This window comes from Psychrosphaera saromensis, assembly GCF_002954545.1.
GTDB classification, from domain to species: domain Bacteria; phylum Pseudomonadota; class Gammaproteobacteria; order Enterobacterales; family Alteromonadaceae; genus Psychrosphaera; species Psychrosphaera saromensis.
The window spans coordinates 208231-222681 of record NZ_MSCH01000003.1 but is presented as its reverse complement, the minus strand read 5'-3'; the positions used below and the strand labels follow the sequence as shown (position 1 = coordinate 222681).

The window sequence follows — 14451 nt, the reverse complement described above, 5'->3', positions numbered from 1 at the left end:
AGAATGAAGCCTGACTTTAGAAAGTCGATGATCTGGTTACACACGTACTCAGGGCTCGTTATTGGATGGTTGCTGTTTACGATATTTTTAACCGGCACGTTAAGTTACTTTAACCCAGAAATTACTCAGTGGATGAAACCCGAATTAGTTCAAGTTTCATCAACGCAAAATATGGTAAACCGCTCACTGGATGTATTACATAAAGAAGGTACAGACTCAGATCGCTGGCGTATTAATTTACCAGATAAAAGAACCGAACATTGGTCTATCCAATGGAGTAAAGGCCGAGATAGGCAGAATCTTAGTTTAGGGCCTGACGAAGGCCAAGTTGTTACACCGCGTGAATCTGCTGGTGGAAACTTTTTTAGAGTTTTCCATTACACATTGGAATTACGGGGTTATGGTGGTCGTTATATTTCAGGTCTCGCAGCAATGTTTATGCTGATAGCTGTGTTTAGTGGCATTTTTACTCACAGGCGATTTTTCCGAGATTTCTTTACCTTACGTTTCAATAAAGTAGGTAAAGCGTTAACCGACTTTCATGCGTTAGCTGGCGTCACCACAATTCCTTTTTGTATTATGATCTGCACCAGCGGCATTATGATCTACAACATTATGTATATGCCGTTTAGCGCCAATTATTATGCTGGTGGAGAGCGAGCGTTAATTAGGCAGCTAGCCCCTAACTTAGCTCCTCATTTAGCCCCTAATTTGCCTTCCATAGAGTCATCTTCAAACGCTGTATCTGAGATGCCATCACCACTAAAAGACTTTGCTGTTGTTCAGCAGCAAGTACAACAAACGTGGGCTGGTGAAGATCAAATTCGTCGTATTACATTTGAACAACCGTTTAGTCAAAACGGCCGTATTATAGTCGACCGAGTAAAAGACAACACCTTGTCTCGCCAGTCTGAACGTTTGGTGTTTTCTTCTCACACTGGTGAAGCGCTTGAAGGCTATCAACCAGCCAGTACAGCAACAGAGGTGAGACGAGTGTTCTTTGGTTTACATGAAGGACACTTTGCCGACACCGGTTTGCGTTGGTTGCTGTTTCTGCTTGGTTTGTTATCCAGTGCATTAATCGCCACTGGTCTTATTATTTGGTTAAAAAAACGCAAAGAAAAACACCAGGGTTTTCACTTGGGTTACTTTATTGTTGAACGGCTAAATATCTCGGGAATTGCCGGTTTGTTGGTGGCAACCACTGCATTTTTTCTAGCCAGTAGATTATTGCCCATTGAAATAGCAAACCGGGCCAATCTAGAAGTTCATGTGTTCTTATGGACCTGGTTAATATGCTTAATTCATGCATTGTTACGTCCTGCCAATAAAGCATGGTTTGAGCAATTACTTGTATCTGCTGTGGGATGTATTTTACTGCCGTTTGTTGATGTTATGCAAAATAGTCAATGGCTCGTTAATGCGATAATCCAGACTAATGTTACTTACCTTGGCGTGACTGTCGCTATGTTTATTATTGGCGTCATTTTATTAAAAACAGCGCTTTGGTTAAAAGTAAGAACGTCGGTTAATTATTTAAAGGTTGAGGCCAAGTCATGTTAATAAGTATTGTTTTGCAGATGTTTGCCTTGCCTTGTTTATTGTTAAGCATGGATAAACATTTCAAAGTTGTTTTTAACACCAGGTTAACAAAAAAAGCGCGGTACACATTTAAAACAATTGGCTGGAGTGGAATAGCAATTTCAACTTTACTAATGCTGCAATTAAGCGGTGTAGAAATTGTATATTGGCTGGCTTATTTGTCGTTTAATATTGCACTCCTAATTGGCTTGTATACTTGGCTTTTTGCAGGTAAAACGTCTTCTAGATAAATATTATCGCTTAGTCTTTATTTCATTGAACAAATCACCCTATCCTTACTTATTTAGTGATCAGTTATTACGTTACGTGCTCATTTTATGACCGTAGGTGCGACAATATGTCACTGTTGTATAATCATTTTTCTAATTAAACTTATGGTAACTTGATCAGTTTGAAGATGTGGCTACTAGCACATTAACAATGACTGAATGTGACAATTTAGATTTAAGATGAGAATTTAATGGCTAATACCAACAACACATATCGAATACTTTGGCGATGGCATTTTTATGCTGGGTTATTTTGCATTCCTTTCATTATGATTTTAGCTATTAGCGGCTCTATTTATTTGTTTAAACCACAAATAGAAAATTTGCGAGAAGCCGATTATGTAACAACATCAACTTCAGGTGTGCGGACGCTTCCTGCCGATCAAATAGCAGTTGCGATGTCCGCAATGGAAAACGCTAAGTTTCGAAGTTATCGTCTACCTCAAAATAATCAAGATGCAACTAGGATCACAGCGCTACAAAACAAACAAAGCTATTTTGTTTATGTAGATCCTTACTCTTTGTCCGTTATGGATGTTGTTGAATCGGACAATCGATTTATTGAATGGGTAAGGGAATTACATGGCAGTTTACTGGCGGGAGAAAATGGCTCTTTGTTAGTAGAATTGGCTGCATGTTGGACTATTTTCTTAGTGTTAACTGGCATGTATTTGTGGTGGCCAAAAGACAATAAAGGCATGGCTGGTGTTATTTACCCTAGATTAACAGAAGGTGGTCGTCGTTTCTGGCGAGATTTACATGCGGTTATTGGTATGTGGATAAGCATCTTGATTCTTTTTTTATTAATAAGTGGCTTGCCTTGGACACAAGTCTGGGGAGCTGGTTTTAAAGAGGTGCGTAAAGCAATTACACACATGACTAGCTCTGATTGGAGTATAAATAAAAAAGAACAGTTGCAAACTCTGCAACGTCAATCTAGAGCTTATATACCTTTATCAAATGAAGTTTACAAAAAGGCTGTTGCCCTTGATTTCGCATCGCCTGTTGAATTGTCAGTAAGTGATGCAGAACAGAGAATATGGAAAGTATCTTCAAGGTCGCAAAACATGATGCTGTCGCAAAATGCCTGGCTGGATAATAATGGCGACATCATTAAGCGTAATGGTTTTAGTGATAAAGCATTGTTAGATCGCATTATTGGCATTGGAATATCAGCACATGAAGGGCAGTTATTTGGTTGGGCTAATCAATTATTGGGCGTTATTGTTGCTTTAGGTTTATTGATTTTGTCGGTGAGTGGTTTTGTATTATGGCGAAAACGAAAACCGGCTGATCGTTTAGGCGCTCCTAATAAACTGCAAGACCAAAAACTAACAAAGAGTAAAGGCGTAATCGTATTGATCGTGACCTTAGCAGCACTGCTGCCTATGTTATTAATGTCGCTTATTGTTATTTGGGTTCTAGAAAAATGGGGGTTTCCAAAACTACCTAAAGTCCAAACGTTTTTGGGATTAGCTGATAAGTAAGCTCAGAACGAACCTAGGAAGCGCTTTAGGCTTCCTACGGATTTTTTACCTTCTTGTTTGTAAAAACTGCACCGCTTTATCTGGAAAGTCTGTAAATACGCCATCTACGCCAATGTCGAAGTAGAAGATCTTTAAAAGATCATCGAAGTCCTGGGCATATTCTGGAATACGGCCGCTATCTGCTCTGAACGTGTAGGGATGAACAACTAATCCCGCTTTATGTGCAGCTTCTAATAAGCCATTAGACTTTACTGGCTTACTTTTAGAGTCAACTAACATAGGTTTCCATGGGCCTATGCCATCCGCGTAAGTCGCAATTTTTTGCATGGAGCTTGGCTGCAACATCCAATCGTAATTATAAACACTGGTACTATCTTGTTGGTAAATTAAGGTTTCTTGCCAGTCTGTCATGGCAATTAACTGTACGAGTTTTATCTGCATGTTTAGCTCAGGTAACAACTGCTTTTTAATGCGTTGCAAGTCAATAGCATCAAAGCTTTGCAGAAACACTTTATCGTTAGTCTTGTCGTAACCATAGCGTTTCAGCTCTTTTAATACCGCTTTACTGATGTCTTTACCTTCGTGTAAATGAAACGCTGGCGATTTTATTTCTACGTAAATACCGATGTTTTTGCCGGTACTTTTATTTAAGCCTTGAATGAGCTCAATCTCTTCAGCCAAGGTATGTACTGCAAATGTAGATTTCCATAATGGAAAACGTTCTGGAAATCCGGCTTTTTGTTGGCCACTTTCATCCACACTAAATCCTTCTGTCATCTTGAGTGTACGGATTTCTGTCAGGGTAAAGTCAATGGCGTAATAACGACCGTCTTGACGTTTTCGGTTAGGGAAAACAGTCGCGACATTGGTGACTCGGTCAAGGTAGTGGTCGTGCAATATTAGCAGTTGGTTGTCTTTGCTCATCACGACATCTTGTTCAATGTAATCAGCGTTCATAGCATGAGCCATCGCTTTAGCTGCTATAGAGTGTTCTGGTAAATAACCGCTTGCACCACGATGTGCAATGACCAGCTTATCTTGAGTATTAATTTGAGGTGCAAAGCCGCATGATGTTAAGAAACAAAGTAGAATTAAAAATATAAATTTCATGGTGATTTACGCTTAATAAGTTGGGCTTAAATTAGCAGAGCTAACTTTAGTAGGTCTAAAGTTAATAGAGCTAAAGCTAATTGAGTTCACAAAATGGATAACAGAAGTATTATCCATTTATATTACAATCATATTAAACAGGTTACCCCTAGTGACAATAAAAATATATCATGACTCTTTAGATTACAAACTAAACTAATTTGATTTAAAATGGCTAGTTATTATGCTTTATAAGGATGTTTATGACTTTTAAAAATGAAGAGCAGATATTGGATTTAATCCGTTCTTGCGGACAAGTTAATAGCGATCTACTAGAAAATGAAGTTGTTGAGTTTAAAGAGTATCGTTCTCTAAAGGCATTACATGATAAAAGAAAAGATCTTTCAGAAGAAATTGCTGCTTTTGCTAACCATAAAGGCGGGACTGTAATCGTCGGCATAAAAGATGGAAGTAATGTAAAAGATAATAATTGGAGCAAGCAGCTCGTCGGAACTGAACTCGGAGATCCAATTATAGTTAATGACTCCATTCAGGGGAACCTTCAGCCAAGACAGAAACTACGTACCGCTTACCATGCTATTAACTCAGTTACATATTTATCAATTCAAGTGGAGCGCTCTGTAAACAGTCTTGTTTCTACTAGTAGTGGTAAATATATGATTAGAGATGGTCGTTCAAGCAGACCATTACAACCCCACGAAGTTACTACAGCAATAAATAATTTACGAGCTTATGATTGGACGTCGCAGACTATTGAGGACATAGAATATCAAAAATTATTAGATGTTCACTCTATCTCTGCTGCTTATGCGGATTATGTCGCTAGAAAAGATATTGCAGATGATGAACAACCATCGTTAGAGCAGTTTTTAGAAGCCATAGGCGTTACTTCTGATGGTAAAGTTACAAAAGCCGGGCTGCTATTTTTAGGTAAATCTGAGCAAATAAAAGCTTTATTAGGAACATATGAGTATCGTTTTAGTTGGATAAAGAGAAATGGAACACTAAAGGTAAATGAGGTGTGGGATGGCAATTTATGGGATACAAATATAAAGGCCAAAAAGCATTTTGATGACTGTAATAGTAGTGAGGTATTTACATTTAAATCAAAGTCTTATACTTGTAAATTGTTAGATGTGGACGCATTTCATGAAGGTTTTTTAAATTCTTTGGTACACCGGGATTATATGTTAGAGGGAATGGTGTCAATAGAGTTTGATTCAACTCTGATGACAATTACAAATCCAGGTTGTTTTTTTGGCGGAGTTTCCCCTGAAAATATTACTAATCATCACCCAAGGCATCGAAACAAAGCTCTTGCAAACTTAATGATGAACTTCAATTTAGTTGATCGTGCTGGGATGGGAGTTAAACGAATGGGATTGGGGTCATTAAAGTACGGTCGTGAGTTTCCCACATTTAAAGAAGCAAACGATACAGTTGAAGTCGCATTTTCAGCTAAAGCTCTTATCCCTGCGATATTCGTGATAACTGTAGAGTCCTCTGAGGATTTTGGATTAATGGAACTGATTCTTATTAATAGCCTATATAAAGTAGGACATATATCAGTTTCTGATTTATTGAAACGAACTAAACATCTTAAAAACAGTGGATGGCAAGAAATTAAAGAGATAGTCGAACAACAACAATTTTTTGAGCTGTGTGGTAATAATAGCGGAGTTTATGTCAAAATAAGCAAGAGTTGGAGTAATAACTTTGGTATATCAAAAAACTTTAAAGTACCTCGAACATCTGAAAAGTACGTTAAGTTATATGACTTTCTAAATGCATATGGAGAAGCCACTAATGAAGATGTATCAAATTTGTTAAATCAAAGTACAAGTCATACTAGTTTGTTTCTAAAAAATACTGAGTTTGCCAAAAGGCTTGGTAATGGGCCTAGCTCTAAATGGGTTTTTCATAATGATTAGTTCTCATATAAGAAACATAAAAAAACCGCCAATGAAGAGGCGGTTTATTATCAGTTCAGTGATCGCTATCCGTTATCAGCGCTTAGCTATCTCCTGCTTTTTCAACAATCTATAATGATGCAATAAAGGTTCTGTATAACCGCTAGGCTGTGTCGTGCCTTTTATAATCAAGTCTCTTGCCGCTTGAAATGCCAGTGAGTCTTCCACATTTGGCGTCATGTTTTCATATAACGGGTCGTTTTGATTTTGTTTATCTACCACAGCCGCCATTGTGACTAACACATCGTTCACCTGTTGCTCAGTGCATACGTCTTGATGTAACCAGTTGGCGATGTGCTGGCTTGAAATACGACAGGTTGCTCTGTCTTCCATTAAACCTACATTGTTGATGTCTGGCACTTTTGAGCAACCAACACCTTGGTCAACCCAACGTACTACATAACCTAATATGCCTTGGGCGTTGTTTTCTAATTCTTTGTTGATCAACTCTTTGGTTAACTCACATTCATCAGTAATTAATGGAATAGCTAAAATAGTGTCTATGTCGGAGGTTATCGTGCTCAGTAAGTGTTGCTGAATGCCGGTAACATTAACTTGGTGATAATGCATTACGTGTAATGTCGCCGCAGTTGGTGATGGAACCCAGGCGGTATTCGCCCCTGCTTTTGGATGACCAATTTTAACTTTCATCATTTGCGCCATCTGATCCGGAATAGGCCACATGCCTTTACCTATTTGCGCTTTGCCTTTAAAACCACAATTTAAGCCAACAGCTACGTTTGATTCTTCATAAGCGTGGATCCAAGGTTTCACTTTAAGTTCAGCCTTTGGTGCAAATACGCCAGCATCCATACTGGTATGAATTTCGTCGCCAGTGCGGTCTAAAAATCCAGTATTGATAAAAACAACTCGGTGTTTGGCTTGTTCTACACAGGCTTTTAAATTAAGTGATGTTCTTCGCTCTTCATCCATTATGCCCATTTTTATGCTGTGGCGTGGTAAAGCCAACATATCTTCTACTTTATCAAATAAAGTATTGGTGAAAGCGACTTCGTCGGCACCGTGCATTTTCGGTTTTACTATATAAATAGAACCTTTTTGCGAGTTTTTAATTGCTGATGTTATCGCAGCTGGAGTAGCAGATTTTAACAAGTCTATTTTGCCTATGGCTGATGTCATAATTGCATCTAAAATACCTTCAGGTATTTCTTTGCCATTTACCAAAATAGCGGGATTTGTCATTAAGTGACCCACATTACGCACAAACATAAGTGCACGTCCTGTTAAGGATGTTGTTATGCCACTTGGGGTTAGAAACTCCACATTACTCGCTAAAGAGCGGGTAAATTGTTTGCCATTTTTATTAACGGTTTCTGTTAAATCACCTGTCATTAGGCCAAGCCAATTACGATAAACAATGCATTTATCTTCAGCATCGACTGCGGCAACAGAGTCTTCACAGTCCATAATCGTGGTTAGGGCAGATTCCAGTGTAATATCTTTAATATGCGCAAGGTCGGTTTTGCCAATAGGGTGATTGGCGTCAATGTTAATGATGATGTGTAATTTATTATGCTGTAATACGATATCAGTAGGGGCGTTAACATTACCACGGTAACCAACAAATTGACTTGCTTGGGCTAATGACGTGTCACCAGAATTTGTTTGAACAACTAGCTGCCCAGCTTCAATTTTAAAGCCAGTAACATGATTAAAGTCACCAGTTACTAAAGGTGTGTTTTTATTTAAAAAATCACGACCGTATGCCACCACTTTTTGTCCACGTATTGGATTGTAAGTACTTTGTACTTCTGCCCCCTTGTCTGAACTAATAACATCAGTGCCGTATAACGCATCGTATAAACTACCCCAACGAGAATTTACCGCATTAATTGCATAACGTGCATTCATTACAGGCACAACAAGCTGAGGGCCCGCCATTGTTGCAATTTCATCATCTACATTGGTACTCGTGATGTTAAAATCTGCAGGTTCTGGTTGTAAGTAACCAATTTCAGTTAAAAATTGTTTGTAATGTTTTGGATCTAAGTTTGTCTGCTTTTTGTGATAGTTATTGATCTGCTGTTGCAATTTTTCTCGGGTTTGCAGCAGCGCTTTATTAATTGGCATCAACTCTTTGGTAAGTTTTTCTACATCTTTCCAAAAGTTTTCTTTACTAAGATCAATTTTATCCAACACCTGAGTATTCACAAAGTTATACAACTCGGCGTCAACAGATAATTGACCAGATTTAACGTGTTCTCTACCTTGCACCATATTATTCATAACTATTCTCACACTTAGGCTGACATTTATTTATAGCGACAGTGTAAAGTTATTTACTAAAATTCATCTAGCTTTGTTTTTATATAGCCATCATAGATAGTATGAATAAAGGTGTGATTTATCTTTAAAATCAAAGGGTAAAACCCTAAGTTAGATCATTTACTGCCAACATCTACAATCAAACGTCTTAGCCAAATATGACCAACATCGTGGTGTAATAACGGTGACCAAGCCATTTTCAAGGCAATTGGTGGAATATCGAATGGTGGCTCTAGTACCTTAACGTTGTCATTGTCGGCATATAGTTCTGTTGCTTTGGTTGGTAATGTTGCAATTAAACCTTGTTCTTTAGCTAGCCACATCGCCATATGATAATGACGAGTAAAAACACGGATATTACGTTTTTTACCTAATTTATCTAACTCAGCGTCTACCCAGCCTAGCTTCTGAACCTCATTAGGGTCAATGCCTACGCCCACACCAAAGCCCGTTTTGCTCACCCAAACATGCTGATGTTCTAAATATCTGTCGAGGTCAAAGTTTGGCAGACAAGGGTGGTCTTTATTCACCATACAGCTGAAGGTATCGTACCAAATTACTTTTTGGTGGAATGACATTGGCAGCTCTTCAAACCGATTGATGGCCATGTCTACTTTACCAAGTTCAACATCGTGAAAACTAACGTCTGATGGCGTTACTATATCTAAAGTAACACTAGGCGCTTTGGTTCGTAACTCTCCTAAAACCTTTGCCAGTAGCGTAGTTTCTGCATAATCACTGGCCATTATTCTAAAGGTTCTATTTGAGCTAATGGGTTCAAACTCAGTTTCTGGCTGAATCGTCGCTTCTAGTTTAGACAGTACATCTCGCACTACAGGTTGTAGCTGTAATGCACGTGCTGTGGGCATCATGCCTTCTGAAGTACGCACTAATATAGGATCTGAAAATAAATCTCGTAACCGTTTTAGGCCATTACTCATAGCCGGTTGAGTGATAGAAAGCTGATCTGCTGAGCGAGTTACGTTTTTCTCTCGTAATAATACATCTAGGTATACCAATAAATTGAGATCTATCTTACTAATATTCATTCTGTGAATCCTATGTATGCGATTTATCTATTTGTTGAATGTTAGTCGTTTGGATTAGAGTTGTCATCAACAGATTTACTCCAGCTCACAAAAAGTGAGTCGTTAAATGAGTAAATTTAAAATAACTATAATTATTATAAATGATATTAAGAGGGTACAACTATGTCAGCATATACAAATGAGATTCAGCTATTAGAAGCTATTCGCGCCTCTCGTGGTGCAAGTTGGGATGCAATTAGCCCTGAGTATGCAGCAAGAATGCGTACGCAAAATAAATTCAAAACGGGTTTAGATATTGCTAAATATACTGCCGCTATTATGCGTACAGATATGGACAGATACGATGCTGACAGCAGTCAGTACACACAATCGTTAGGTTGCTGGCATGGTTTTATTGGTCAGCAAAAAATGATCTCTATTAAAAAACATTTCAATAGCACTGACCGTCGTTACTTATACCTTTCTGGTTGGATGGTTGCGGCACTACGTTCTGAGTTTGGCCCTTTACCAGACCAATCAATGCATGAGAAAACCTCAGTAGCTAGTTTAGTCGCCGAGCTATATACCTTTTTACGTCAAGCCGATGCTCGTGAGTTAGGTGGTTTATTCCGTCAACTTGATGATGCAAAAGAAGCAGGCGATAAAGCAACTGAGAAAAAAGTACAGAACGAAATCGACAATCATCAAACGCATGTTGTGCCAATTATTGCAGATATTGATGCTGGGTTTGGTAATGCAGAAGCCACTTACTTAATGGCAAAACAAATGATTGAAGCGGGTGCCTGTTGTATTCAAATTGAAAACCAAGTATCTGATGAAAAACAATGTGGTCACCAAGACGGTAAAGTTACCGTTCCGCATGAAGACTTCTTAGCTAAAATACGCGCAGTACGTTACGCGTTTTTAGAATTGGGTATAGATGACGGTGTTATTGTTGCGCGTACTGACTCATTAGGTGCAGGCTTAACTAAACAAATAGCCGTTACTAATGAACCAGGTGACTTAGGCGACCAATACAACAGTTTCTTAGATTGTGAAGAAGTTGCACCAGGTAAATTGCAAAACGGCGATGTTATTCTCAATCGAGATGGTAAATTATTACGTCCGAAACGTTTACCATCTAATCTGTTCCAATTCCGTGCCGGTACAGGTGAAGACAGATGTGTACTAGATTGCATAACGTCATTACAAAATGGTGCTGACTTATTATGGATTGAAACTGAAAAACCACATGTAGGCCAAATCGGCGGCATGGTTAATCGTATTCGTGAAGTAGTGCCAAATGCTAAGCTAGTTTACAACAACAGCCCATCATTTAACTGGACGCTAAACTTCCGTCAGCAAATATTTGATTTGTATGTTGAAGCAGGTAAAGACGTATCAAGTTATAACCGTGCTGAACTTATGAATGTTGATTATGATGGTACTGAGTTGGCAATTGAAGCAGATGAAAAAATCCGTACTTTCCAAGCAGACAGTGCACGTGAAGCTGGCATATTCCATCACTTAATTACATTGCCAACGTATCATACAGCAGCGTTATCTACCGATAACTTAGCCAAAGAATACTTTGGTGACCAAGGTATGTTGGGTTACGTTAAAAATGTTCAACGTGAAGAAATTCGTCAAGGCATTGCCTGCGTTAGACATCAAAACATGGCGGGTTCTGATATGGGCGACGACCATAAAGAATACTTTGCTGGTGATGCTGCGTTAAAAGCCGGTGGTAAAGACAATACAATGAACCAATTTGGTTAATAGACTAGATAAACAGGTTCAGCTACAGAGTTAAAACCGTTTTTATAAAAGAGTGTTTGTAACAATAGTTCCCAACTGGAGTCAGCTCCACTATTTGTAAAAACAGAAATAAAAAAGAAGCAAAATCAAAACCGCCTTTATCGGCGGTTTTTTATTATCTGTCGGTTTTAATAAATTTAAAATTCACGCCTATGTATATTATTTTTATGAATTTATTCCAATTAACACTGTTTCCCAATTAGTCGTAGATTGTGTATCCTTGGCAAAACGAGCTGTTAATTCAATGGATATAGCGAGTCTATATTTTTAGGATTTACATTTTAAATTAATGCTCCAAAGCATTTATGAAGGAACTTATTATGCGTCATTTATTACCCTTAGCATTAATGCTATCAACCATGTTAATGCCATCAGCTGCAGAGGCTGGAAACTTAACCGTATTAAGTGCAGTTAAAAAAGATAAAACAATTAACCAAGCCAATGTAGTTTGGCAACGTAATGGTGAAAGTTCTCAACAAGCCGTCACAAATAGCAATGGACAAGTAACCTTGCCTGCAAATTTAGCTGATGACTCTGACACGATAATGATCATCCGTAAGGCTGGCTTTTCTACACTTGTAACCAAATGTCCATGCGATAACTTCATTTATGCATTATCACCTGTAATGGATAATTTAGATGGTTTACGAGTGGTTCTAACTTGGGGAGCTAATCCTTCTGATTTAGATGCACATCTTAACTTCCCTAATAACCATGTTTTTTTCAGCCAGCAGCAACAACTTGATGCCAATCTAGATGTAGATGACACAACAAGTTATGGACCAGAAACAATTACTATTGAGAAAAAGCATGAAGGTAAACGTTATGTTTATGCTGTTCACGATTACACTAATGGCGTAAATAATACTAAAAATTCAAAAGAAATGAGTTTCAGTGATGCACGTGTACAGGTATATGTAGGGCAAACGCTGATCCGTACATACAACGTTAAACCTTCAGCCGAAGGAACAAGTTGGGTTGTGTTTGGTATCGATGAAAATGGTGCATTTCATGACATCAACCAGTACTTGAGTTTGAACAGAGACGGAGTCGCAAGTCATCTAAATGAGTTAATTCAAGCATCTTCATTTGATAATCATTCATTGATCACAAATGCGATCAAAAAAGAAGCTAAGCGTATTAATACCCGTGGTGAAAAAATATATCATCAAGGTAAATTGGAAGATGCTATGTATGTATTCCAAAGCGCAATTGACCTTTATCCTAGCTACGGTCAAGCGTATAGCAACTTGGGTCTTACTTACCAAAAATTAAACAGAACGGCAGAAGGCCTTTGGGCAAATCGCAAAGCAATTGAGTTAGCTGAAGGCGATAGAAAAGATAGAGTTAAGGCGAGTAGTTATTACAATATAGCTCGAATCTATGAGTCAAAAGGTTTGTGGCAAGAAGCGCTTAATAACTTCCGTAATGCTAAAGCCTTACGTAGTCATAAAGCATACGATAAAGGCATCGCTCGTATGCTAGAAAAACTGTAACCAAAGTTAAATATAGAAGCATGAAGTGCCCTTTGATGTTGAATACATAGAGGCACTTCATTATCTATAGAAAATACCAACGAATAATTTAGAGCTAATCAAATTAGTACAGTTAAAAAATAGTTAAACAAATGTAGTTTCATTCTTATTTAAAAGGCTATTCATGCGTATTCTACTTCTCATTCTTTTATTATTGCCTTCTTTATCTATGGCTGCTGGACCAGAAAAAGTTGCAACACTTGATCGTAACTTATGGCCTTATCCAATAGAAAACAATAAAGATTTTAACTACGCATCGGCCAATGAAATCCTTTCATTTGTACGTGTTTTCGAAAAAACTAAACTTAATACTGAAGCCAAGATCACCGCCTTCACTGGCATCAGTAATATAAATCTGCAAAGTGTAGAAAAATGGCATTTAGAAATACGACAAAAACTACAACAGAATTACCAGAATGCTTGTGATAATTGCACGTTAGATAACTGGGATGATTTAGTTGAAAAAAGTCGGGTTCAATTGCCAGCCGAACTTGCAGCTTGGGCTTTAGCGAGTGAGCGTTTCTACTTACGTTATTTATATGAACAAGCCCGCTTAGCGACTTTATTTCCTAGGATCACCAGCGAAATTGATAGCTTAGATTCGGCGCGCGAGATAACGGGTTCTGAGTTTAAAGATGGTAGTTTTTTATTAACATACGATGATGGCCCATCGGCTAACACAGTAAAAAATAATATTAGAACAAACCATACTCAGTCATTAACCGACGCTTTACGTGAACTAAATATACACGCCACTTTTTTTGTACTCGGTGAAAGGCTCGTATCGTCAAAGCCCCCTAAAAATATGTATGACGAACAATGCTTAGGCTCACATGGTTATCAGCACAAAAGTCATCAAAAGTGGGACGAGTGGGAGTCATCATTAAAAATGACTCGGTCTGCATTAGCTGAATATCAAAATGCGCCTTATTGGTTTCGGCCTCCTTATGGACAACGTCATGTGAACCTTATTGAATCACTGAAAGAGCATAATGAAAAAGTCATGTTATGGAATATTGATAGCCAAGACTGGAATAGAAAACTAACAGACCAAGACGTTCAAGATAGAGTTATTACGCTTATGTTATTTTGGCGTAAGGGGATCATTCTTTACCACGATATCTATGCCAAAGCATTAAATAACCTACCACAGTTACAGACGCTTTCTTCTAAAGCTGAATTAACTTGGACTGACTGTAGACTACTACCACAATAGTCTACAATGACTTTATAAAACTCATGTATCCCATGAGTTTTATAATCGTCATAGGGCTATAAGCGCGATAATTCACAGTTTTCCCAACTTAGAGCTTCAGCTCGTTTATTCCTTATTTATATTAAAAAAC

10 protein-coding genes are annotated in these 14451 nt (G+C 38.1%); 7 read left to right on the top strand and 3 right to left on the bottom strand.

Going from position 1 to position 14451, the window contains the following annotated elements; all coding sequences use genetic code 11:
• Positions 1 to 3 precede the first annotated feature (3 nt).
• The 3 genes from BTO11_RS00960 (at position 4) to BTO11_RS00950 (ending at position 3358) form a co-directional block, all read left to right on the top strand.
• Positions 4 to 1563, top strand: a complete 1560-nt coding sequence (locus BTO11_RS00960) for a PepSY-associated TM helix domain-containing protein (protein ID WP_105050823.1) — start codon at positions 4 to 6, stop codon at positions 1561 to 1563.
• The gene (locus BTO11_RS00955) at positions 1557 to 1832 is read left to right on the top strand and encodes a DUF3325 family protein (RefSeq protein ID WP_105050822.1); all 276 of its coding nucleotides are present in this window, start codon (positions 1557 to 1559) and stop codon (positions 1830 to 1832) included. The genes BTO11_RS00960 and BTO11_RS00955 overlap by 7 nt, the downstream gene beginning before the upstream one ends.
• Before the next feature lie 230 nt (positions 1833 to 2062).
• Complete coding sequence (locus BTO11_RS00950; protein WP_105050821.1) at positions 2063 to 3358, top strand: PepSY-associated TM helix domain-containing protein; 1296 nt, start codon at positions 2063 to 2065, stop codon at positions 3356 to 3358.
• A 45-nt stretch (positions 3359 to 3403) separates the two neighbouring features.
• On the opposite strand, the gene glpQ is transcribed toward BTO11_RS00950, so the two are convergent.
• On the bottom strand, positions 3404 to 4468 hold the full coding sequence (gene glpQ / locus BTO11_RS00945; RefSeq protein ID WP_105050820.1) for a glycerophosphodiester phosphodiesterase: 1065 nt from the start codon (positions 4466 to 4468) through the stop codon (positions 3404 to 3406).
• Between the two features lie 242 nt (positions 4469 to 4710).
• Between glpQ and BTO11_RS00940 the strand changes: the two genes are divergently transcribed.
• A complete protein-coding gene (locus tag BTO11_RS00940) occupies positions 4711 to 6399 on the top strand; it encodes an RNA-binding domain-containing protein (protein WP_181135809.1) in 1689 nt (562 codons plus the stop codon).
• Positions 6400 to 6474: 75 nt separating this feature from the next.
• On the opposite strand, the gene BTO11_RS00935 is transcribed toward BTO11_RS00940, so the two are convergent.
• Complete coding sequence (locus BTO11_RS00935) at positions 6475 to 8685, bottom strand: malate synthase G (RefSeq protein ID WP_229793377.1); 2211 nt, start codon at positions 8683 to 8685, stop codon at positions 6475 to 6477.
• 155 nt (positions 8686 to 8840) lie between these two features.
• A complete protein-coding gene (locus tag BTO11_RS00930) occupies positions 8841 to 9773 on the bottom strand; it encodes a LysR family transcriptional regulator (RefSeq protein ID WP_105050818.1) in 933 nt (310 codons plus the stop codon).
• A 162-nt stretch (positions 9774 to 9935) separates the two neighbouring features.
• Between BTO11_RS00930 and BTO11_RS00925 the strand changes: the two genes are divergently transcribed.
• The 3 genes from BTO11_RS00925 to BTO11_RS00915 all read left to right on the top strand — a co-directional run bounded on the left by BTO11_RS00925 (position 9936) and on the right by BTO11_RS00915 (position 14321).
• On the top strand, positions 9936 to 11531 hold the full coding sequence (locus BTO11_RS00925) for an isocitrate lyase (RefSeq protein WP_105050817.1): 1596 nt from the start codon (positions 9936 to 9938) through the stop codon (positions 11529 to 11531).
• Positions 11532 to 11890: 359 nt separating this feature from the next.
• Entirely contained in the window at positions 11891 to 13066 is a 1176-nt protein-coding gene (locus BTO11_RS00920; RefSeq protein ID WP_105050816.1) for a YfaP family protein, read from the top strand.
• Positions 13067 to 13229: 163 nt separating this feature from the next.
• Positions 13230 to 14321 carry a polysaccharide deacetylase family protein gene (locus BTO11_RS00915; RefSeq protein ID WP_105050815.1) on the top strand — a complete coding sequence of 364 codons (1092 nt, stop codon included), beginning with the start codon at positions 13230 to 13232 and terminating at the stop codon, positions 14319 to 14321.
• Positions 14322 to 14451 lie beyond the last annotated feature (130 nt).